Source organism: Paenibacillus silagei, assembly GCF_017874735.1.
Taxonomy (GTDB): Bacteria; Bacillota; Bacilli; order Paenibacillales; family Paenibacillaceae; genus Paenibacillus_AQ; species Paenibacillus_AQ silagei.
Window position 1 is genome coordinate 134,761 of the sequence record NZ_JAGGLV010000006.1, and the last position, 23,264, is coordinate 158,024.

Sequence of the window (23,264 nt, forward strand, 5' to 3'; positions counted from 1 at the left end):
GCAGCAAAGAGACCGGCTGAGGGTAGCCGGTCTCTTTGCTGCATATGCATTTATTTATCGATATGCATTTATTTATCGTCTTCTTATCCGTTACTAAGAGAACGAAACTTACATCAGCTTCTTAATCTTCTCTACCGGTAACTCCACCGCTTTGGAGACCTCTTCCGGAGTGAATCCGTGAAGCAGTAACTTGCGGATAATCTCCGCCTGGCCTTTTTCTACTCCTTGTTGGATTCCTTGTTCGATTCCTTGTTCAATTCCTCGTTCGATTCCTTGTTCTATGCCTTTCTCAATTCCCTGTTCTATTCCTTCAGCTATACCTTCTTCATATCCCCAACGCTTCCAGGCTGGCATGAGTTCCATAATCGCTTCACCCTCCTCCGGGTATTGTATCATTAATTCTTTTATGATCTCTTCATCCTGGGCCCGGTCCGGCTGGAAATATAAATCTGCCACTGACATCACAAGCGCCAGCCGTCCTTGATCGAGCCGTGTCTTCAGCTTCATGAACATGCGTAGGAACTCCCGGCGCACATCTCTTGCTTCTCTTGTAGTATACCCCATCTTGGCTAGTAACGCAGCAGCTACTGCATTGTCTGAATCAATAAATCTTCGCCAGTTCTGCTTACGTAATTCTACCTTGAGAAACTGAAAGCGCAGGATCTGATGCTCAGGAATAACCATCTCCAAGGTGTCCTGCTCCTCCCTGATCTCATCTGAAGTGAAGATGGCAATCGGAATAATCAGCTTATGTTCTTTGCGGTAGCGCTCAAATAGACGGCTGAAATAAATAAACATCCGTTCATGAAACTGTGAATCCCGATACGACTGCGGCTCCAGGTGAATGAGAATATAACCGTCCAATCCTTTGTAGCGGATTTCCAGCAGGAGATCCAGTTCCCGCGCTTCCTCACCAACAATATCCACCAGCAATTCCTGCATCAGAAACCGGGTCTCCCTATAATCCAGCATCGAATCAAGCTCAGGGAAAAACAACTCAATGAATTCCTGAAAGAACGTCTCCAGCAGCTTCTTAAAAGCCTCATCATGTGGTAAAGGTATTTTAGTCGCCTCCTGTTATATCCTGCTTGTTTCTTGTGATTATATTCCATTTCAATGGAATATAATATAACAAAAAGCACGTGTGTTCGTATTTCAATCATAGAAAACTGCCTTACCCTCCGCTTTACCTTGCTAAAAAAAGAGCAGCCCCGATTAAATGGGGCTGCCCTTGTCTGCTCAGAAGCTTTAGCTTTGTCTACTTATCCTACTCCTCACCAGCTTCAACAAGCTTATCCATGAGCCGGACGATCATCACTACGGCTTCCGCGCGGGAAGCAGAATCCTTTGGTTTGAAGGCGCGATTGCCTTTCCCTGTGACAATTCCTGCATTAGCGAAAGCATTAATTGGCTCTGCCGCCCAGCTTGCCGGGAGGTCAGAGAATGGTGCCGGTGTGCCGGGAACATAGCTCGTAAGACGCGCCAGCATAGTCACAGCTTCCGCGCGGGTGATCTCCTGCTTGGGTTGGAAGGAACCATCGGCGTAGCCCTGAATAACTCCATGCTGTTGAAGCGCCGCAAGTGCCTTCGAAGCCCAATGTCCCTCCGTATCGGAGAATCCGGTCCCCTGCGCCCCCGTGAGACCAAAAGCTTTTGTGAGCATTACAGCAAACTCAGCGCGTGATACTTTGGCTTCAGGATGGAATGAACCATCCGCGTAACCCGTTATCATCCCCATCCGGGCTGCACGATCAATGAATGATGCACTCCACAGAACGGCAGGTACATCCTGGAACTTGACAACTGCAGCCGTCCGGCCTTTTGCAACGATAGATTTAAGCGCATCTAAGTCCAAGGTGTCTTTCAGGACAGGCCTGGTTACCGTTGGCTTTGCGGGACCGGCAGTTATAGCCGGTGTTGGTGCCGGTGTCGTCGTTGCTGTTGGTGACGGTGTTGCTGTCGGTGTTACCGCCGGCTTTGGTGCTGGCGTTGCTGCCGGTGTTCCTCCCGATTGTGGCGTTGGTGTCGGCGTTGCCACCGGTACCTTTCCGCCCTCAACCACGATGGGAATCGCAATGGTTAAGCCGCCGAAGGAAGCAGTAATTGTTACCCCGTCCCCCGCTGCAATACCCGTAATGATCCCCTTGTCCGATACCGAGGCGACCGCAGGATCTGAAGTTGTCCAACGAACCTGATCCGTAACCACTATATTTGCTCCATTGTCATATACCGCTGTAATCACGGAAGCTGCTTGCTTGTTCACCTGTAAGGTGTGTGTGCCAGGCTCGGCGGTCAGCTTCAGCAGCTTAGGCACCGTGCCTTCTGCCTGAACCGTTACCGATAGCTTCACCGGCGGCATGTTACCGTAATTCGCCTGGATGGTAGCTTCTCCCACTTCAACGGCATGAATGATACCCTGGGCGTCTACTGTAGCTGCCCGCTCATTAGAAGATGTCCATACCGCTTGATTCGTGACATCGGCAGTGGAGTTATCGCTATAGGTAGCCGTAAGCACCGTCGCGTGCGTGTCGCCGACATTCAGCTTCAATTCGGCCGGGGCTACGGCCACGGAAGTCACTGTCCGCTCATCCTTTTTCACAATCGTATAGTTGTCAATTAATTCTGCGCTCTGCGTAGTGCGGGCTTGGATAATGATCTCATCATGGCTTACCTGAATGGCAGAATAGACGGGAACATCCTCGTCAAACATGAAATCAAGATACTCGTATTTGCTTCCATCGTAGAACTTCCAGCCCGACGCTCCGCCGTCCAGATAGACTGTTCCTTGCTCTCCGCTTGGCAGCGGCTTGCCTTTGCTCATCGGATAGGTGCGTGCATATACATGGTCATGGCCTTCCAGCACCAGATCGACCTTCAATTCTTCGAGAATAGGGGCAAAATAAGTCTGTGTGTATTCAATCAGATTGCCGCGTCCATCTTCGGTATGATAGGCAGGTTTGTGGAACATGACAATCTTCCATTTTTTATGACTGTTCAGAAGATCCTCCCGCAGCCACTCCGCTTGCTTGCCCATCGTGACTTCGTCTGCTTCAGAGTTCAGTACCACGAAATGCACCTCTCCTGAATCGAACGAATAGGCATACTCCTTCTGGAGCTCAGGTCCGTTAACAGGTAGCCCCAAGGCTTTGGCGAAAATGTACTTTCCTTCCCCTTTTACATCATGATTCCCCATGGCATACGCTGAAGGAACAGAAGAGGTATAGATCGATGAGGCTTGCCAGAACTGGTTCCATTCATTCAAAACCGCCCCATCATCGACCATATCACCGCCATGCATAACGAACTGGGTATCGGGATAATTCGTGAACGCATTCTGGATCAATTGCTGATAAGTCTCCAGCCCATTGTCCCCTTTGGTATGCGAATCGGTTACAAATACAAAGGAAACAGGCTTGTCCGGCGCAGCCTCCACCGTCTTATAATTGGACCAATCGCTCCAATGGCCTTCGTAGCCAACTCTGTAATGATAGCCCGTACCTGGCTCAAGACCCGTGACTAATGCGTTATGAAGCTTGATCTCGCCCATAGGTCCGCCTGCAACCTCAGGAATGACCTCCACCTCGGAGAGCGCGCGCTGCGTGGCTGCTTTTGCCGGAGCATTCGTCAGATCACTATCCACCCAATCACTATCTTTCATATACTGGATGTAAGCTTCTTGAACACTTGGCGCGCTCTGCCACCCTACACTCATCATCGTCTTCATATCTTCGGTTACAAAGGTCTGCACATATTGCGGATCTGCCCCGCCAAACGGAGCTACAACATTCATACTGATACTCTCGCTGGTACCGCCATCCTTGACAGCCTGAACGCTCCAAGTGCCAATGGCAAGGTTCGTCAGGGACGTATGAATCTCTCCCAAGGCATCCGTCAAGCCTATTCCTGCGGTAAGATCACTCTGCTCCACATCTGCGGATGAGATGTACCCTGCCTTGCTGCCATCCGGCAAATACACCTTTATGAATCCGGAAGCACTACCAGTTGTGGCGAACATCCGCGCGTCTTTCTCTACAGCAAGCAACACTGCGGACGATGGATCGGCTTTGGCATACACTTTGGACTCATCGGCGGTTACACGCACATAAGTCTGAGGACCGCTGGTATCGCTAAAATCAATCCCGGCTCCTTCCACCGGCGCTCCTGCGCGGGAGGTAACCGTGATGATACTCTGAGTGTGCAGCGCTGATCCCTTGATGCTGAGCTTGTAAGGAAACCCGATCTTATACCTAAGCAGGGAGGCTAAGGAAGGAACTGGCGTCCCGCTTTCATACCCGAAACTGCCTTCCACCATAGCCATCTGCTTAGCCGTCTCGCCGCGTTCCATTTTCGCAGACCGGTTCACCTCAAAATCAATACTTGCCAGCGCATCCGCCTGATCCCCTTGCAATCCCTCGGCACTGACTTCAACATAGCCGCCTGAATTATCGAGGACTGTCTGCACATGGCTGAGGCCGGAGCGTGCAGTAATCACATTGGCCTGCAATGTCTCTGGATCGAACTTGATTCTGGCATGGAAGCTCTTAGCCTCGCCTACGTCCGTCGCCTTCAGCTTCAGCCGGTAGGTCTCATTACTGACAGCCTCTTCCGGGGCTTCCAAGGTAAATCTGGCCCCATGCTCAATCTGAAAAGCATATTCTGCTGTTGCCGGATTGCCGGCCATATCCTTCACTTCTGCCAGCACTTGATGATAACCTCCGGCCAGCGGATGCTCCGGGTGATAGGTAATCTGCTTATGATTCAGATCATAGACATAAGTTGACGGTGCCGCAGGCTGACCATCCACCGTTAACCGGATGGAATCCGGGTCAATGCCCGACTTGGCATCCTCCGCTGACAGAATAATGTCAGAGACAGGGGCGCTCAAGGTTTGATTAGGAGCCGGTGCCGCTGGACTTAACACAGGCACATCCATATCTTCATTAACCGGCTCATCATAGATCAGCCTGACGTCATCAATCCAGATCGAGCCTTTATTCTTTTTGCTCATTTGTCTTTCTTTCATCTGGAAGTAGAAGGCCAGTGTACCCGGCATGGTCAGGTCTGAACCTATATCCGCCTCAACATACTTCCAGCCGCTCCAGTCGATCCCGGTCTCTTCACTCCTGATTTCATACGTTTTGGATTTGCCGGTGGAAGACACGTAGAACTTGGAGGTAAGACCATGACCTTCCTGATTGGCGTATACCCACATCCCGATTCTTTTTGGGGTTCGGTTCGTCAATGGTAGCTGAGTCGCCGGACCCACGGCAACCTGAGACGGGTTATCGGTTATGCCAATGAAGTCATAATCAATCCGCAGGGACTTTGCTCCGCTATGTACGTATTTCGGATTGGTCTCCAGCGCCAGACTGCCGCTATGAATGCGGGCGCTGTCAAAGGTTAGATCCGCTAAGCGTACCTGTTCAAAATCCTCTACCTTCACGACCCCGCTAGGTTCCCCTGCCTCCCCATAGACGGTGGGTGATTGGGTTAGAGAGGGTGGCATGAGCGGAAGCAGAACTGTTACTGCCAGAATTCCGCTCAAGACTCTCTTTACAAATGGATGATTACTCACGAACTTTCACGCTCCTTGTTGTCTGTTCTAGTAGACAGCATAACGGCGTAATATGTTCGTAGAATCATCGCAATGTAAGCATATTAAATTTTATTGTATTAGACAGCAATCGCCTTAAGGTCCGGGGAGATCCATAGCTCGGCCCCTGTAGCCTTCTGAACGTCTTCCACCGTCAGACCCGGTGCAATTTCCATCAGCATCAGCCCCTGGCCCGGGATTACCTCGATGACCGCCATTTCAGTGACAATCGTGTTTACGACATGTACCGCCGTCAGGGGTAGCGTGCAGGCTTTGACTATTTTCGGCTGCCCGTCCTTACTCACATGATCCATGGCGATAATGACCCGCTTGGCCCCGACTACCAGATCCATCGCCCCGCCCATGCCCGGCACCTTTTTGCCTGGAATCATCCAGCTGGCCAGATTGCCCTGCTCATCGACTTCAAGCGCACCCAGCACAGTGATGTCCACATGCCCGCCACGGATGATTGAGAAGGAGACCGCACTGTCAAAAAAGCAGGCTCCAGCCACGGTGGTCACGAAGCTCCCGCCAGAATCGATGCAGTCGATGTTCTCCTCGGCCTTAGCCGCCTTGGGGCCGACTCCGAGTATTCCGTTCTCCGCCTGCAGCATAATCTGGACATGATCAGGAATATAATCGACTGCCAGGGTCGGCATACCGATCCCCAGATTCACCACATCGCCGTCCTTGAACTCCTGGGCGATTCTTCTCACAATGAATTCCCGGTTATTCATGCGTATTCCCCACCTTTACAATGGCATCAATCAAAATTCCCGGGACATTGACATGATTGGGATCAATCTCCCCGAGCTTCACATAAGTATCTACCTCAGCTACTACATAATCCGCCGCCATCGCCATTACGAAATTAAAGTTCCGGGAAGAGCCGTCAATCACCAGATTCCCGGCCTCGTCCGCCTTATGGGCCCGGATCAGCGCCACATTCGCATGGAGGGGCAGCTCGAGCAGATATTCCCTTCCTTCAATATCGAGCTTCCTCTTCCCCTCCTCCACAATCGTTCCTACGCCTACAGGGGTTAAAACACCACCCAGCCCCGCTCCACCAGCCCGGATTTTCTCAGCTAACGTGCCCTGCGGATAGAGATTCACCTCCGCTTCTTTGGTCATCAGCAGTCTTCCCGTTTCCGGGTTGGAGCCGATATAAGAGGCATAGATGTGCTTGACCCGGCCGCTTTGTACCAGCTTATAGATCGATAATTCAGGGGTGCCGGTATCATTGGAAATGAGCGAGAGCTGACCGGCTGACTGCGTCTCGACAAGCGCACGCACCAATTCTTCGGGGTGGCCTCCAGCCAGAAAACCGCCGACCATCACGGTATCTCCATCCTTCACCCTCTTCACAGCGTCTTCGGCGGAGATTAATTTGTTTATCATAGATTTCAGGCTCCTTGTTTATTATTGGAGAAAAGCTGGCTACTGGATGATATAGTCATGAATGACTTTGCCGTAGGGCAGCGTTAGATCAGCAATGAAATGCTTTCCCCCGCGGTACGTCTTCACCGGCAAATCGGCCACAGGGGCATTCACATGGGGGATCAGGCTTAAGCGGGCCGGCCCGTTCCAAGCGCCTTTTACGTGAACATCTTCAAGAGTGTAGGCAACCAGCTGCGCAATCTTGGGGGTCCCATCCACATCGGGAATGAGCTTCAGATTCACTTGAGTTTTGGCGATAGCTCTAGCTGTGTCCTCTGTATCCAGCAGGTTATGCTTGTAAGGCATGGTTCCCGCAGCCACCAGCACATCGTTATAATGCAGCGTGCCAGTCAGCGTCTCTGTTCCTGCAACTGTCAGGCGGGGAGAGGCCCACTTTTTGGGGAACCCCCAGATCTCCCGTCCTCCCAGAATGGCAGGCGCATTATTCAGATACATCTGAGCCACAAAATTGCACGGCTCCCCCTGAAAGGTACACGGAATCACGATCCCGCTCTCCTCATAGCTTCCCAGACCCGACGAATCGGGCATCTTGATCCATTCATAAGACACGGTGTTACTTCCATCCGGCTGCAAGGGTTCCGGGACCGCCTGTCTGATCGCCGCAGGGTCAGATTCATAAGTGATGACCATAAATTCACGGTTAATGAAGCGGTAAGGCGGACGCCCGTAACCCGGACTGGCCGCAGGCATGGATTGCAGCGTAAGAACCTCTTTTGCATTCATAATGATCTTAAACTCCCTTCCTGTCAGAGTTGTGTTAATAACGTGCGTTCTCAACCAGCATGGCAATACCCATCCCCGTTCCGATGCACAAGCTGGCTATACCGTAATGCGACGATCTCCGTACCATTTCATGCACCAGCGTAACTAACACTCTGGCTCCGCTGGCCCCGACAGGATGTCCAATCGCAATCGCGCCGCCGTTGACATTCACCTTCTCCGGGTTAATCTCAAGCTCATGCAATACCGCTATGGCCTGTGCCGCGAAGGCTTCATTAATCTCGAACAGATCAATGGCCTCAAGAGGAATGTCCTGATTCTTAAGCAGCGACTTAATAGCTCGTACCGGACCCATCCCCATATACGCAGGGTCAACGCCAACCAATGAATAGCCCTTAATATAGGCAAAAGGCTCAACCTCATGCTCCTTGCATTTGTCCTCCGACATCACCAGCACAGCCGCCGCTCCATCATTGATCCCCGAGGCATTTCCGGCAGTCACCGATCCGTTTTCTTTAAAAGCAGGCTTTAGATGAGCAAGCTTCTCTTTGCTGACCTCTCCTCTTACATGCTCGTCCTCCGCGAACCATACAGTTTCCTTTTTGCTGGTGGTCATCACGGGTACAATCTGCTCAGCAAAAACCTTATTTCTCTTAGCTTCGGCGGCCTTGATCTGGCTGTCATAAGCAAATTCATCCTGCTCCAGTCGCGAAATATGATATTTCTCGGCAATGTTCTCGGCTGTAATGCCCATATGGTAATGATTGATCGGGCAGGTCAGCCCGTCAGCGACCACGGTATCTATCAGCTCGCTGTTTCCAAGCTTATAGCCGTTTCTTGCATTTCTCAGCACATAAGGGGCATTCGACATACTCTCCATCCCTCCGGCCAGGAGGACACTCCCTTGTTCAGCCCGAATAGAGTTGTAAGCTAAAGCGACGGCATGAAGCCCTGAACCGCAAACGGTGTTGATAGTTGTTGCAGGCACTTCAATAGGGATACCGGCTTGCAGTGCCGCCTGTCTGGCAGGATTCTGGCCCTCGCCCGCCTGTAGGACATTGCCCAGATAGATCTGCTCCACTAACGCAGGCTCTACATGGCTTTGCTGAAGGCAGGCCGTCATCACGTTCGCTCCTAATTCTGTAGCACTCAGTGTCGAAAGTCCGTTGTTAAATGAACCAACTGCAGTCCGTAAGGGACTTACCAATGCAACTCTGTTCACAAAATCTCACATTCCTTTCTGATTGTAGTGGACTTACGTGCGGGTATGATCACGATGTATGAGAGAGTATGCGTTACGGCTTAGATCGGCTTAATCAGCTTAGTCAGCTTGTTTAGCTTGATTAGCTTGATCCGCTATGCCGCCTTGATCGCCTTCCTCCATTCGAATATTTGGTATTTATTTACATATTCAGTGTAAGCCTAAACGCCGGTTTCCTCAACACTCAAAAATATACATAATTTTACATACAAATAGCTCTAAGCCCTTGTACACTCCCCCAACGAGGTCATGCTATCATATCCTTTGAAATTCTGGTTATTAATGGTTATTTCAGAAAAACGAATGAAAACATACCAAAAGAGTTCATATTTAAAACGCCTCCGGCCCTTACTTGGGTCTGGAGGCGTTTTTTTGCAGCTCTCTTAGCATATTATTCCGTTATTTGGAGGATCCCTGCTTACATCAGCTTCTTAATCTCGTCCACCGGTAACTCTACGGCTTTGGACACATCTTCCGGAGTAAATCCATGAAGCAGTAACTTACGGATAATCTCGGCTTGGCCCTTTTCTATTCCTTGTTCTATTCCTTCAGCTATACCTTCTTCGTATCCCCAACGCTTCCAGGCTGGCATGAGTTCCATAATCGCTTCACCCTCCTCCGGGTATTGTATCATTAATTCTTTTATAATCTCTTCATCCTGGGCCCGGTCCGGCTTAAAATATAAATCTGCCACTGACATAATCAGCGCCAACCGCCCTTGATCCAAGCGTGTCTTCAGCTTCATGAACATGCGCAGGAACTCCCGGCGCACTTCTCTTGCTTCTCTTGTAGTATACCCCATCTTGGCTAGTAACGCAGCAGCCACTGCATTGTCCGAATCAATAAATCTTCGCCAGTTCTGCTCACGCAACTCCACCTTTAGGAACTGGAAGCGCAAAATCTGGTGCTCAGGGATAACCATCTCCAAGGTGTCCTGCTCTTCTCTGATCTCATCTGAAGTGAAGATCGCAATCGGAATAATCAGCTTATGCTCTTTACGGTAGCGTTCAAATAGACGGCTGAAGTAAATAAACATCCGTTCGTGAAACTTTGTGTCCCGATACGACTGCGGCTCCAGATGAATCAAAATATAACCGTCCAGTCCTTTGTACCGGATTTCCAGCAGGAGATCCAGCTCCCGCGCTTCCTCGCCAACAATATCCACGAGCAATTCCTGCATCAGAAACCGGGTTTCACTGTAGTCCAGCATAGAATCCAGCTCAGGAAAAAACAACTCAATAAATTCCTGAAAGAACGTCTCCAGCAGCTTCTTAAAAGCTTCATCATGCGGTAAGGGTATTTTAGTCGCCTCCTGTTATATCTTGCTTGTTTCTTGTGAGCATATCCCATTTTAATGGAATTCAATATAACAAAAAGCACACATGTTCGCATTCAATGCAAAAAGAGCCGCAGATGTTGCTCCTGCGGCTCTTCTTTTCAAGCTATCTATTCAATTTGTGTATACATCATCCTCAGAACACCCGCTTCTTATCCTTCTCCTCAATCAAGATCTGCACCGATTCCTTGAACCGGATCGCATGAATGATCTCCCGCTCGCGCAGGAACTTGAGGCTGTCCTGCAGATCCACATCGTCGGTCATGTCAATCAGCCACTGGTATGTAGCCCGGGCCTTCTCTTCGGCCGCAATGTCCTCATACAGATCCGCGATTGGATCTCCCTTCGCAGCGATGTAGGCAGCTGTGAACGGAACACCTGCAGAGTTGTTATAGAACAACGCATGATCCCGCTGCGCATAGTTCGGGCCTAAGCCTGCAGCTTCCAGCTCCTGCACCGAGGCGTCCTTGGTCAGCTTGTAGATCATAGTGGCAATCATTTCGAGGTGGGCAAATTCCTCGGTGGAAATATCAGTCAAAACACCAATTACCTTATCGGGTATAGCATACCGCTGGTTCATATAGCGCAACGCCGCAGCCAGCTCGCCGTCCGCACCGCCGTATTGCTCCATCAGATACCGGGCCATCCGCACATCACATTTGCCGACACGCACCGGGTATTGCAGCTTTTTCTCATAGATCCACATTCGTGAACTTCCCCCTCCTTAAGGCTATTTCATTCCCGGCTTCATGCCTTAGACTTGCCAAGGCCAGGGACTCTCGCTCCATTGCCATGGAGCCTTGGAATAGGCGCGGCCGAAATTCTGCAGCGGTCCGTATAGCTCCTGGAACTGGTTCGCCAGCTTGGTGCGCTCATACGTCAGCTGATTGAACTGCTCAATCGCCTTCACATCCTGCGGATGAGTGTCCAGGTACAGATTCAGCTCTACGAGTGCAAAATCAAGTACCTGCAGCTGCTCCAGCATCTCGTAATAACGGGGCTCGCAAGGATTAGCTTCCATAGCCTACTTCCCTCCTTTGAACTTGGACTCATAAGGGCTGTATAGCGATGGCCATAACGTTCCATGCTTGAGCGCCTCCGGCAGGGAGAACTGCGGCAGATTCGGGGGCTGAAACGTGACGAATTGATTCGGCGGCACAACATACGTCTTGAACGGCACCGGCGGACAAGGATCAAACGGTCCCCTATACGGTGTCCATACGCGATCCTGGGAGTTCAATGATCATTCCTCCTCGTAAGGTTTTGACGGCATTGCCTGATGGATGTCCAGATCTCTGATCGTTACCTTCGTAACTAACTTATGACAGTCCAAGGGTGGAAAAGAACAACTGCCCAATAAAATCGCCCTAAGCAACAAAAAAACAGGGACCCCAAAAGCCCTGCAAACCGGCTTCTGAAGTACCCTGCTCTATTTAAAAATACGAGTTACACTTCTGCTTACTCCTTCTCCTCTTCCACAGCTTCCGCATCCTCTTCGGACTCTGGCGGCGGCTCGCGGTGGATGTTGATCCGGGTGATCCGCAGCCGGGTGGATTCCTCCACCTCGAAGGTGACGTCGCCTACCACAACTTTCTTGCCCTTGGACGGATTGCCCTCCAGCTCCTTGAACAGCCAGCCGCCGATGGAATCCACCTCGTCATCCTCAATCACGACGCCTGTGAGATCGTTGACGTCTTCAATCAGCATCCGGCCCTCTACGGAGATGTAATCGCCGTTACGCTCTACGCTGGGGCGTTCATCCTCGAACTCGTCATGCAGATCGCCGACGATCTCCTCCAGGATCTCTTCGGCGGTCAGCAGCCCCGCCGTTCCGCCGTACTCGTCAACGACCAGCGTCAGCTGGGCCTTGTTCTTCTGCATCAGCCGCAGCGCATGGCTGATCTCCATCGATTCCGGCACGTTCAGAATCGGCCGGACCAGGGAAGCCAGATCATTCTGCTGCTCCGGCGGGGCGAACAGCAGATCCGTAATATGGATGAAGCCGATAATCCGGTCCTTGTCCTCGAAGGCCACCGGATAACGCGAATGCTTCGTTTCCGTAATGATCCGCATGTTCTCCTCCAGCGGAAGATTGCTGTACAGTACATCCATATCGGTACGCGGCAGCATCACCTCACGGGCCAGCAGGTCCGAGAATTCGAAGATGTTATCCATCAGCTTCATCTCATCCTGATCGATCACCCCGCTCTTCGCGCTCTGATTCATCAGAATGCGGATTTCCTCCTCCGAATGGGCAGCCTCGGCTTCACTGGCCGGCTCCACGCCGAACAATCTCAGCAGAGCGTTCGCTGACGCATTCAGCACCCAGATGAAGGGCAGAAACAGATTATAGAAGAACATCAGCGGAGCGGACAGCAGCAGTGCTGACCCTTCCGTTTTTTGAATAGCCAGAGACTTCGGTGCCAGTTCCCCCAGCACAATATGTAAAAAGGTAATAATCGAGAAGCCGATAATCACAGATACCGTTGAGATTAGCGTCTGGTCAGTAACACCGATCTGGTACATCAGGGGCTCCACCAGCAGCTCCGAGATCGCCGGTTCCCCGACCCAGCCGAGTCCAAGGGAAGCGAGTGTGATCCCGAACTGGGTGGCCGACAGATACGAATCCAGCCGCTTGTTGACCTTAAGCGCATATCCCGCCATTTTGTTCCCTTCGCTGACCAGCTGGGTCAGACGGGACTGTCTGACCTTGACCAGCGAGAATTCCGCCGCAACAAATACACCATTTAATAATACGAGCACCAGAACGAGCAAAAGATTAAGCACTAATCTTCCTATTTCAAATTCCGTATGCACTATAATAACGCCCCATTTCTACAAGGTGATCGCTTTTCTGGTTTTGAAATCGACCCCGGGATAATACATATCGGCCACGAGCAGGTTAGGCCCGCAGCAGCCTGCCGCATCGCAGTAACAATTCACTTGCTGATTCAAGGGATGCTTAGTCTGCCACTCGGTGAAAATGTCATCCAGCTTCGAGTCGCTGATATTGCCAAAGGCGGATATGTCGGCGAAGTCTGTTACAAAGACATCGCCCGTGAACAGGTTGACATTGACCCGGTTTCTTCCGTCCGGATCATTGCGCAGCGTTACATTCTTCTCGCTGCGCAGTCTGCTCAGCAGCTGCTGGTCTTCCTCCAGGAAGCTGCAGGCGAAGAACGGCAGCGTGCCGAACAGCATCCACATCTCCGGGTCACGATGGTCAAGGAGGGAATGAATAGCAGTATTCATCTCCCGGAGCGACAGCACAGGCAGCTTCGAGGCGAAGCTGGATGCGTACATCGGGTGTACCTCATGCCGTCTTGCCCCCATGTCCCCGATCAGCCGGTGAATCTCGGGAAGCTTGGTGTGTGTACGGTAGTTGATCATCGACTCGGCAGAGATCAGCATTCCGTCGCTGCTCAGCCGGCGGGAATTCTCCAGCATCGTGTCGTACAGCCGGTAGGCGGCCTCCTTCGAGACCGGGTGCCCGCTGTTCGCGAAGCCCACCTCGTGGAAGTCATCGCCGTTCACATAATTGAACGAGATATGCATGACATCCAGGTAAGGGAGCAGCTGCTCATAACGGGAATACGGCATGGTCAGATTGGAGTTGATCTGCGAACGGATGCCCCGCGCCCGTGCATATTTCAGCAGCGGTACGATAGTATTCTCCACCGTCCCGGCACGGAACATCGGCTCCCCGCCCGTAATGCTGATAGTCTGCAGATGCTCTACCTCGTCCAGACGCTTCAGCATCTTGGTTAAAGGCAGCAGCTCTCCCTCTTTCATCGTAAGACTGTCGCCGACGGCGCAATGCTCGCAGCGCATATTGCATAGATTCGTGACCGTCATCTCTACACTGGTCAGCACATGCTGCCCGTATTCACGGAGTGAAGTAATCGGATCCCACGGATCATACTCCGGCGACAGCTCTTTTACAGGGATTATAGATGATGGCTCTAATATACTCATTTCTTAATGCTCCTTTAATGCTTATTCCTTATTATTAACCCAAAACAAAAGAAAAAGAACGATAACTTAAGCTATATCATACCACGACTACTCAAAAAAACAGCAAGGCGGAGAATACAGCTCCGCAATTCCTGCAGATACCCTATTCTCTCCTCGCTGCGCAGAACACCTATCCGGTACTTTTCACTACAGGTTCTCCCCCGTCTGTCACATCCACAATGACTACAGAGAGGGCTTTGCTGAGATCACGCTCATAGGGGGTAACCGTTTCGCCTTCGGGTCCATTCAGTACCCGGACAACAGGCCGATGTGGTGTGCTGGGATCAATCTTGACCACCACACCGCTCTCGCCGGAGCTGAGCTTCACCGTAAGTCCCAGCGGATAGATGGCCACGCGGTCTCTGAATAACTCCAGCTGCTTCTGCTCATACAAAGTTCCTGAGCCGACATACAGCGCTTCTACCGCCTGATGGGGCAGCATGGCTTTTTTGTAAATCCGGTTGGAGGTCATCGCATCATAGGAATCGGCGACCCCCAGCCATTTCGCATATTCATGGATCTGCGGACCCGTCAGGCCGCGCGGATAGCCGGAGCCGTCAATCCGTTCATGATGCTGCAGGGCACAGTGGGCCGCCAGCAGAGGAATATTCGGCTCTTCCTTGAGAATGCGGTATCCGATCTCCGTATGCGCCTGCATATGGCGGAACTCCTCCTCGCTGAGCATGCCGGGCTTCTGAACAATTTTGACAGGAATCTGCGTCTTGCCGATATCATGCAGCAGCGCACCAAGCCCGATGACCCGCAGCTCTTCTTTGCTGTAGCCGTGGGCAATGCCCAGAACCAGCGTATACAGGCATACGTTCAGGGAATGGACATACAGGTAGTTGTCAGCGGTGTGCATGTCAAGCAGCATGATCATCGGGTCCTCCTGCAGGGACATGTCATCAAGGATGGAATCCATCACCTTGGAGAACTTTTTATCCAGATGATAAAAGCCCTTGGTAATTCCCGAGGCGCCGGACATCTGCTGGAACTGGTTCCGGATGACCTTGAGCGCCTGATTGCGCGTCTCGTCCTGCAGCATTCCGGGGATCACTATATCCTCCGTGAGCGAATCCTCAATATAGATATAGCCGATATCGATTCTGGCGAGCCGCTTGATCAGGGAATCGGTAAGCTCCACTCCGTCCGCAAGCAGAACCAGCCCTTCATCATTATATATTTTTTTACCCAGCTTCATTCCGGCCTGAAGCCGATTGACGGATACTAGACGCACCTTGGCTCACTCCTGCCTTTAAACGGTAAAATTGCTTTTCTGTGATGCCAAGCTGAGAATCAACGCATAATAAACAGCCAGAAGGCGGCTGCAAGGATAAAGCGGTAGATGGCAAAATGCGTCGGTCTGATCTTCTGGATCATTCTCATGAACAGAACTACCACCACATAAGCCACGATGAAGGAAATAATGAAGCCGATGACAAAATACCCGATCGTCTCACTCGTGAAATTCTTGTAGGAATCCAGCAGCTCATACCCCGAGGCCGCGCACATAATCGGAATCGCGATGAGGAAGGAGAAGTCGGCCGAGGCCTTGTAGCTCACTCCGCTCAGCATCCCCCCGGAAATCGTCGAGCCGGAGCGGGAGAACCCGGGCCAGAGGACGGAAATAATCTGGAACAGTCCGATCGAGAGTGCCTGCCCGTAGGACAGATCATCCAGATCATGCGCCGTCACGCGTATCTTACGTTTGTTGACCCATTCGGCAATGATCATCAGAATACCGCCTGCGACCAGCGCCCAGAGGACGGTGGATGCCCCGAAGAGGCTTTTAATGAAGTCCCGGGCAAAAAAAGCTACAGCGAGCGCAGGCACAATGCCCAGCAGCACATGAATCAGGTTCAGGCGGGCTGCCGGCATTACGCCCCCTCTGTCTCTGCGGCCGAATCCGAGCAGATCCACAATCCGCTGGCGGTAAACCAGCGCAATCGCCAGTATAGCCCCCAGCTGAATCACGATCTCATACGTCTTCATAATCGAATCCTGCTCGTTAAATCCCAGAAGCTTAGTCGTTAGAATCATGTGTCCCGTCGAAGAAACCGGAATGAACTCCGTGATTCCTTCCACAATTGCCAGAATAATGGCTGTAATTGTATCCATATTACTCCTCCTGATCTAGTCAATGAAACCTGGTACTGTGTTAACTATCAATTTAATAAAACATGGTGTGGATCATCAGGTGGATTGCCTCTCCCAGCGAACCGCTTCACACTCATCCAGACTCCCCGGGCGCTGCAGCTCCATCCGCAGCAGATCGCGCAGGAAATGAGGCAGCAAATATACCGCCTCCCGGCCATTGGCTATACTCTCATAGCCTGTACGGAACGTAAACATATCCAGCGTGCCGACACTATATACCTTGGTATCCTCCAGTTGCTCCCCGCCGGCAAAAATCGCAATACCGTTATCATAAGGCATGACCCTTGGATCGTACAAGATTTTTAATCCGTCCACGGCCAGGGTGCCCAGCACCTCTCCCCGGAAGCCATATCCGTAGATGACTTTATTCCGGAACTCTGCCATCAGACTTTGTTCAAGTGCGGTGCGGATATCCTTGCCTGTCAGCTGTACAATACAAGGATTAATCGGAGAAGGACATAAGGCATGCAGCATGCCTGTGGTGATATTCCCTTCCGGGAGCGGGCCAAGCAGCTGGCCTGTATTCACGAGTGAGATGGGACTGCCTGTGAACTGGCGGACCGCCTGTGCCAGCAGGTTGCCAAAAGGGGACTCCCCCTGCAGATCCAGCGGCAGCATGCGGTCGCTGATGGCAACCGTCTCCTCCAGGGCCTCACGCCCGCGCAGCAGATGGATCGCTGCCGCCGGAGCGATCAGCTCCTCCGTCAAGGCAGGATCAACTTCCGTGCAGCCTCCTTCGGCCAGGTGAAACGCTCCGTCCGGCTGCTGCCGCTCGAAGACCACCCGTCCGGCGTACCGGCCGAATTTGCCGGCTCCGCATACGGCTGTCCCGTTAATCATCTGCGGCTGCTCCAGCATATGGTGGGTGTGCCCGCCCAGAATGGCATGCACGCCCTCCAGGTTCTCTGCCAGCCTCTGGTCTGCGGGTAACCCCAGATGAGACAGAATGATCACGATATCCACCTGCGGGGCAAGCAGCTGAACCTGCTCGCGCAGCGCCTCTTCCGGGTCCAGCACATCCCAGCCGAGCAGGGAATAGAAGGAGGTGAACGCCGCCGTAGCACCCGTCAGTCCAATCTTGATGCCGTCCTTCTCCAGAACCGCGCGGCGCTGCATCCAGTGCGGCGGCTCACCGGTAGCGGACTCCAGGAAATTGCAGCATACCACAGGACACTGGATACCTGTAAATATGGCTGAGAGCATCTCCTTGGAGAAGGTGAGGCCTTCGTTATTGCCGATGGTGACTGCATCGTATCCGGTCAGATTCATAATGTCTATGTTGGCCTGTCCCATCGTGCCTTCCGTCTCTACAGCAGCGCGGTCCATATGATCTCCGATATCAAGCAGCAGCACCGGATCCTCGCCTGCCGCTGCCTTCATTGCGGATATCACTGCCGCAAGCGGACTCATCATTTCAAAGTGGCTATGTATATCATTGGTATGAATAATGGTTAATCTTTGCGGCCCAGGCTTCATAAGCTGGCTTCCCTCCCACTTGTACAGCCGTTTATAAAGTAAGCGGCAGGCTTGTTCAGTTCTAGAGTTAGCATAACATTTTCAGACCCAATATGGTATATTGTAATCATTATAAGCTGTCCTAAGCTTAAGTCCAGAAAGGGTGAAGAAAGCATGCATATCTCCATCCGGCTGTTCGCCGGTCTGGCCGAAATCATCGGCTCCTCCACTCTGGTCTTCCACGCCCAGGAGTCCCCTTTGACAGCAGGCAGGCTGAAAGAACTCCTCTCCGCCTCCTATCCCGATGCCGCGCCGCAGATCAGTGTGTCTCTTGTAGCCGTTGATCAGGAATATGCGCCTGATGATACGGATATTACCGAAGGTTCAGAGGTGGCCTTCATTCCGCCCGTATCCGGCGGTTAACCGGACCGTTCCCCTTCCGCGAATCTGCATAGATACACAACAGGGTAGGACCAGCGGGTTGCACAATCTGCAAGCTACAATCAGTACTCTTACACCATTGAATATTGCGGACTTTGTTGCTATGCTGTAAAAAATTGCTATAGTAAGGTGGCCTAGTCATTGAGAGTACACGTGATGGATCTTAAACCGGGTGATCATCTGCGGATGGATACCTTCAGCTCCCGCGGGCTGCATGTACTCCCTAAGGGATCACGGCTGCAAATGGAGGAAATCGCCAAGCTGATACAGCACGGCGTGGATTATGTAGACATTGAAACGGTACAGGAAGAGCCCGCCCCTTCCAGCCGGACATCAATCATTCAGGCCGCAGCCAGCAGCTTCGATACCACGATTGACGGTTTTGAATCTCTATATATGGAAGCGCTCAGCAAAGGCAGCTTCAATCAGTCCGTAGTGGATGATATTCTGCAGCCGACCTTGTCCACGCTGGACAAACATAAGGACGTAGTGACACTCCTGCTGCTGCTGGACCGGGAAGATAACTATACCTACAATCATTCCCTGCAGGTAGGCATGCTCTCGTATTATCTTGCCTCGTGGCTCGGATATTCCAAGACAGAGTGCTACGAGATCGGGCGTGCGGGATACCTGATTGATATCGGCAAATGCCGCATCTCCCCCGCAATTCTGAATAAGCCTGGTAAGTTAACCCCTGATGAATACGAAGAGATCAAATTACATACGATTTACGGATACGAAATCATACAGAACTCCATGAACGATCCTTTCACTGCTCTGGTTGCCCTGCAGCATCATGAACGCGAGGACGGCTCCGGTTATCCCAAGCAGCTGACCAAGACAGATATTCATCCTTACGCCCAGATCGCAGCCGTTGCGGATATTTACAGTGCCATGACCACTCACCGGGTCTATCAGTCCAAGCAGGAGCTGATTTCCGTTCTGCGTGAGATCAACTCCCTCAGCTTCGGGAAGCTGAACGGCAAACCGGTCCAGGCCTTCATCAATCACCTGATGCCTAACTTCATCGGCAAGCGCGTTCTGCTGAGCACCGGTGATATGGGTGTTATCGTGATGAACAACCCGCTGGATGTCTTCCGTCCGCTTGTACAGAGCGAAGGCAAGTTCCTTGACCTGTCCCGCGAACGCAAAATTGCCGTCGTTGAGATTTATATGGAGTAGAGAGATTTCCTCTACGCAAAATAAATCAAGCAGCCCCTCCTGCGTTACCGCAGAAGTGCTGCTTGAAGTTGAATACCAACAGAAGCCTCCCCCGGCCGGGGGAGGCTATCCTTTTATCGGATAAGTGTAAGCAGCAGCTCACCGCTAGGCACTTCTGTCCCTGTGCTCTTAAGCACATCAAGGTATTGTGCTGAGTTGGTGACAATCACAGGCGTGGCGGTTACAAATCCGGCTGCACGGATGGCTTCAAGGTCAAATTCAAGCAATAGCTGACCCTTGACTACCTTGTCGCCTTCCTGCACTTTTTTGGTAAAATGCTGACCCTTAAGCTTCACGGTATTGACACCGACATGAATCAGCAGCTCCGCACCGCCCTCCGAAGTGATGCCGATGGCATGTCCTGTCGGGAATACAGTAGTTACCGTTCCGTTCACAGGGCTGGTTAAGATGCCGGAAGAAGGCTCGATTACAATGCCCTTGCCCATGGCGCCGGAAGCAAAAGCTTCGTCAGGCAGGGTGTCAAGCGGCTGCAGCGTTCCTGCCAGCGGGCTTACAATCAGTTCTTTATCAATCAGCGTCGGTGTAGTCGTACCCGAGGTTGCACTTAAGTTAACCGGTGCCGCAGCATCTGTCTCAGGCTCCTTGTAGCCAAACACCAGCACCAGTACAGCGGCCAGTACAAATGCTACCAGTATACCAATGACTACCCAGACAAATCCGGTACCGAAATAGGTCGGCAGAGCCAGCAGACCCGGCAGTGAGAAGGATAATGCTCTTGCGCCGCCTGTTGCAATAATTGCACCGCCGATAGCGCCGGAGATACACGCATAGATGAACGGTTTTTTGAGCTTCAGGGTAACTCCATAAATGGTTGGTTCAGTAATCCCGAAGACCGCAGATAGTGTAGAAGAACCGGCGAGTGCCTTAAGCTGCGGGTTCCGCGATTTCAGGAATACACCGAATACAGCCCCGGCCTGCGACAGAACGGCCGCACTGAGAATAGGCAGCATGGTATCCTGTCCCAGTGTAGCAATATTGCTGAGCATGATCGGTACGAAGCCCCAGTGTACACCGAAGATTACGAACACCTGCCAGAACGCCCCGGCAATGGCTCCGGCCACAAGCGGACTGAGATTGTAGAGCCAAGTATAACCGGAAGCGAGTCCCTCACTGATCATTGAACCTACAGGTCCGAAGGCCAGGAACGTAAGCGGAATAACAATGAGCAGTGCGAACATGGGAACCAGGATATTCCGGACCGATTCATGAATGAACGAGCGGAACCATTTTTCTACATAGGATTGTACCCATACCGCCAGAATAATCGGGATTACACTGGAGGAATAGTTGATCAGTACGATCTTGATCCCCAGGAAGTGCAGCGGGTCAGGTGAGCCTACAGCCGCAATGACTGCGGGATAGATCAAGGCTCCGGCTATGGCAATGGACACGAATTGATTCGCCTTGAATTTGCGCGCTGCCGTAACCGCCAGGAAGACAGGCAGGAAATAGAACACGCTGTCGGCAGCCGCATTGAGGATCATGTAAGTGCCGCTGGCAGCACTAATCCACTCCAGTGACAGAATCAGGGCCAGCAAGCCCTTGAGAATCCCTGCCCCGGCCAGTGCACCCAGAATCGGCGAGAAAATACTCGAAATGATGTCCACCGCTTTACCCAGAACTCCGGTGCTTTCCGAGCTTTCGTCACTGCCGCTTTTCTCCGCATCCTGAAGCGAGGTTTCCTTCATAATCTGCTCGAATACCTGGCTGACATTGTTGCCGATGACTACCTGGAATTGCCCGCTGTTCTCAACCACTGTAATGACTCCAGGAGTCTTCTCGAGCGCTGCTTTATTGGCTTTGCTGTTATCCTTCAGCTTGAATCTTAAGCGTGTGGCACAATGGAAGACGGAATTCACATTCCCTTCTCCGCCAACGAGTGTGATAATTTGTTTGGATAAGTCTTTATTGCTCATTTGGGTTTGCTCCTTTTGAGATCTGTAATATAAGCATCGCTGCAGAGGCGAGTTGTGCCAGCCCTTCTATCTTTCCCCTCTGCAAACAAGAAAAACCTGAACTCAAGGCAAAAAAGGCGTAGAACACACACGCTATTTTGCCATCAGCTCAGGTTTTGCCTGCATGACCAGTTACACCCTGACAGATGATATGAAAATATATGAAATAAATATTGTAGTCTTACGTATGTTACGTGTTACTCCAAGTTATTGCGTTCAGTTACACGCTGAATGTGAATCGTCAAATAGACATATTCATCCTTGCTGAGGCTCTGGCCATGGGATTTCTCCAGATATTCATTAATCTTGCCTACGCATTCGAAAGCCTTGACATAGGTTAGCCTCACCTGATTGTACAGGAACTCTTCCCCGCTGTTATTGGTCTCCTTCTTCAGCACCCGCATGGAAAAATACTGCAGATGGGTCAGGAACCGCGAATAGTTAAGCGAGGTCTCGTCCAGCACAACCTTATAATGATAGGTAACGATGTTCAGGATATTCTGAACGATCTCCGTCATCTTGATCGTCGATCTTACCTCCGTGCCATCCATTCTGGCGTTGACTAGGTGAAGGGCAATGAAGCCGGCTTCATCCTCACCCAGCGAGAGGCCGGTGGTCTGTTCAATCATCTTCAGGGCATCCAGCCCGATCCCGAATTCCTTTTGGTAAAAGCGCTTAATCTCAAACAGCATCGCATTCTTCAGCTGAATCCCCTTCTCAAAACGCTCCAGCGCGAAATGAATATGATCCGTCAGCGTCAGATAGAGATTATCGTTCAGCTCTGTGTGCAGCACTCCACTCGCGTAGGTGACGATGTCACTGGCCAGCTCCAGGTGAGCTACCGGAATATCATTCAGCAGTTCAGTCAGCCGGGCAGTGAATTCATTCTCATTCAGCAGAAAAATCTTATCCACCTTGGCAGGATCCACATAATCCCCCGCCACCTTATTGAAGGAAATTCCTCTGCCCATCACAATAACCTCCTTGCCCTTCTGGTTCTTGGTCAGGAGCACATTATTGTTCAGCACCTTCTCGATAATCATCTCTATTTCACCTCCTGACGCATAGTTTGTACAAAAAAAGCCTAAGTTGATCCCAATATCATTCATAAAAATGATACTCGCATCAGCTTAGGCATTGCCCGCGTTACCGGTCACAATCCTGTATTACTGCTATTGTAGCATAAATAAAAGCGATTTCAAGAATTTTTTTTATTCTAAAGATCTGAATATTCATATTTGGCTTCATTCCGGTTTGAAACCGTATCTCCAGGGTCACGCTAATAGCAGACAATAATACAAGGGAGGAGATATGATGCTTGCGGTTCACCAGCGCCTTGCCGAGCTATATACCCTGAGTCTGAAGCGTCCACTGGCTCCGGCGGAGCAAGACGAGCTTCAGCATTGCCTGCATGTTAACACCGTCTACTGCTGGGAAATGGCCCGCCTCCATATCGAAGCTCTGTTGGCAGAGAGTACTCAAGATACCGGGTGGCAGCAGGAGATCAGTGCGCAGCTGCTGGAGGTCCGGGTAAGCGGGAAGCCGGGAAAACGGCCTTAACGGGAAGGAACTCTACGCTTCCCCTTATCATTCCAGACGCAAAAAAAACAGCAGCCCCTCCCCCACATCGGG

General features: G+C 51.5%; 20 protein-coding genes. 3 read left to right on the plus strand and 17 right to left on the minus strand.

What is annotated here, in order from left to right:
- Window positions 1–108 precede the first annotated feature (108 nt).
- From J2Z70_RS11270 to J2Z70_RS11340, 15 genes are all read right to left on the minus strand, one after another.
- Window positions 109–1,062, minus strand: coding sequence for an Rpn family recombination-promoting nuclease/putative transposase (locus J2Z70_RS11270; protein WP_209873021.1), 954 nt, complete (start codon window positions 1,060–1,062; stop codon window positions 109–111).
- A gap of 205 nt (window positions 1,063–1,267) precedes the next feature.
- Entirely contained in the window at window positions 1,268–5,575 is a 4,308-nt protein-coding gene (locus J2Z70_RS33870; protein WP_209872754.1) for an S-layer homology domain-containing protein, read from the minus strand.
- Window positions 5,576–5,673: 98 nt separating this feature from the next.
- Window positions 5,674–6,330: a 3-oxoacid CoA-transferase subunit B gene (locus J2Z70_RS11280; protein ID WP_209872756.1), complete on the minus strand. Its 657-nt coding sequence runs from the start codon at window positions 6,328–6,330 to the stop codon at window positions 5,674–5,676.
- Window positions 6,323–6,991 carry a CoA transferase subunit A gene (locus J2Z70_RS11285; RefSeq protein ID WP_209872758.1) on the minus strand — a complete coding sequence of 223 codons (669 nt, stop codon included), beginning with the start codon at window positions 6,989–6,991 and terminating at the stop codon, window positions 6,323–6,325. Before J2Z70_RS11285 ends, J2Z70_RS11280 begins: the two co-directional genes overlap by 8 nt.
- 39 nt (window positions 6,992–7,030) lie before the next feature.
- Window positions 7,031–7,774 carry an acetoacetate decarboxylase gene (locus J2Z70_RS11290; RefSeq protein WP_209872760.1) on the minus strand — a complete coding sequence of 248 codons (744 nt, stop codon included), beginning with the start codon at window positions 7,772–7,774 and terminating at the stop codon, window positions 7,031–7,033.
- A 34-nt stretch (window positions 7,775–7,808) separates the two neighbouring features.
- Window positions 7,809–8,993, minus strand: coding sequence for an acetyl-CoA C-acetyltransferase (locus J2Z70_RS11295; RefSeq protein WP_209872762.1), 1,185 nt, complete (start codon window positions 8,991–8,993; stop codon window positions 7,809–7,811).
- 457 nt (window positions 8,994–9,450) lie between these two features.
- On the minus strand, window positions 9,451–10,332 hold the full coding sequence (locus J2Z70_RS11300; protein ID WP_209873024.1) for an Rpn family recombination-promoting nuclease/putative transposase: 882 nt from the start codon (window positions 10,330–10,332) through the stop codon (window positions 9,451–9,453).
- Between the two features lie 172 nt (window positions 10,333–10,504).
- Window positions 10,505–11,074 carry a manganese catalase family protein gene (locus J2Z70_RS11305; RefSeq protein WP_036692823.1) on the minus strand — a complete coding sequence of 190 codons (570 nt, stop codon included), beginning with the start codon at window positions 11,072–11,074 and terminating at the stop codon, window positions 10,505–10,507.
- Window positions 11,075–11,122: 48 nt separating this feature from the next.
- Window positions 11,123–11,389 (minus strand): spore coat protein CotJB, encoded by a 267-nt coding sequence (locus J2Z70_RS11310; protein ID WP_036721463.1) that lies wholly within the window; start codon window positions 11,387–11,389, stop codon window positions 11,123–11,125.
- Window positions 11,390–11,392: 3 nt separating this feature from the next.
- Complete coding sequence (locus J2Z70_RS11315; RefSeq protein ID WP_036692819.1) at window positions 11,393–11,608, minus strand: spore coat associated protein CotJA; 216 nt, start codon at window positions 11,606–11,608, stop codon at window positions 11,393–11,395.
- Window positions 11,609–11,826: 218 nt separating this feature from the next.
- Window positions 11,827–13,185, minus strand: coding sequence for a hemolysin family protein (locus J2Z70_RS11320; RefSeq protein ID WP_036721461.1), 1,359 nt, complete (start codon window positions 13,183–13,185; stop codon window positions 11,827–11,829).
- A gap of 18 nt (window positions 13,186–13,203) precedes the next feature.
- Window positions 13,204–14,343 (minus strand): radical SAM/CxCxxxxC motif protein YfkAB, encoded by a 1,140-nt coding sequence (gene yfkAB, locus J2Z70_RS11325; RefSeq protein ID WP_209872764.1) that lies wholly within the window; start codon window positions 14,341–14,343, stop codon window positions 13,204–13,206.
- A gap of 169 nt (window positions 14,344–14,512) precedes the next feature.
- Window positions 14,513–15,619: an HD-GYP domain-containing protein gene (locus J2Z70_RS11330; RefSeq protein ID WP_036721458.1), complete on the minus strand. Its 1,107-nt coding sequence runs from the start codon at window positions 15,617–15,619 to the stop codon at window positions 14,513–14,515.
- Between the two features lie 59 nt (window positions 15,620–15,678).
- Window positions 15,679–16,500, minus strand: a complete 822-nt coding sequence (locus J2Z70_RS11335; protein ID WP_209872766.1) for an undecaprenyl-diphosphate phosphatase — start codon at window positions 16,498–16,500, stop codon at window positions 15,679–15,681.
- Window positions 16,501–16,575: 75 nt separating this feature from the next.
- On the minus strand, window positions 16,576–18,015 hold the full coding sequence (locus tag J2Z70_RS11340; RefSeq protein ID WP_209872769.1) for a bifunctional metallophosphatase/5'-nucleotidase: 1,440 nt from the start codon (window positions 18,013–18,015) through the stop codon (window positions 16,576–16,578).
- A 153-nt stretch (window positions 18,016–18,168) separates the two neighbouring features.
- Here J2Z70_RS11340 and moaD point away from each other — a divergent pair, with 153 nt between their 5' ends.
- On the plus strand, window positions 18,169–18,417 hold the full coding sequence (moaD, locus tag J2Z70_RS11345) for a molybdopterin converting factor subunit 1 (RefSeq protein WP_036721451.1): 249 nt from the start codon (window positions 18,169–18,171) through the stop codon (window positions 18,415–18,417).
- Between the two features lie 159 nt (window positions 18,418–18,576).
- Window positions 18,577–19,617, plus strand: a complete 1,041-nt coding sequence (locus J2Z70_RS11350) for an HD-GYP domain-containing protein (protein ID WP_036721450.1) — start codon at window positions 18,577–18,579, stop codon at window positions 19,615–19,617.
- A gap of 113 nt (window positions 19,618–19,730) precedes the next feature.
- Here J2Z70_RS11350 and J2Z70_RS11355 read toward each other — a convergent pair whose 3' ends face one another.
- Both J2Z70_RS11355 and licT read right to left on the minus strand, forming a co-directional pair.
- Window positions 19,731–21,593, minus strand: coding sequence for a beta-glucoside-specific PTS transporter subunit IIABC (locus J2Z70_RS11355; RefSeq protein ID WP_209872772.1), 1,863 nt, complete (start codon window positions 21,591–21,593; stop codon window positions 19,731–19,733).
- Between the two features lie 236 nt (window positions 21,594–21,829).
- Window positions 21,830–22,675 (minus strand): BglG family transcription antiterminator LicT, encoded by an 846-nt coding sequence (licT, locus tag J2Z70_RS11360; protein WP_209872775.1) that lies wholly within the window; start codon window positions 22,673–22,675, stop codon window positions 21,830–21,832.
- 271 nt (window positions 22,676–22,946) lie between these two features.
- Here licT and J2Z70_RS11365 point away from each other — a divergent pair, with 271 nt between their 5' ends.
- Entirely contained in the window at window positions 22,947–23,192 is a 246-nt protein-coding gene (locus J2Z70_RS11365) for a DUF7667 family protein (protein WP_209872778.1), read from the plus strand.
- Window positions 23,193–23,264 lie beyond the last annotated feature (72 nt).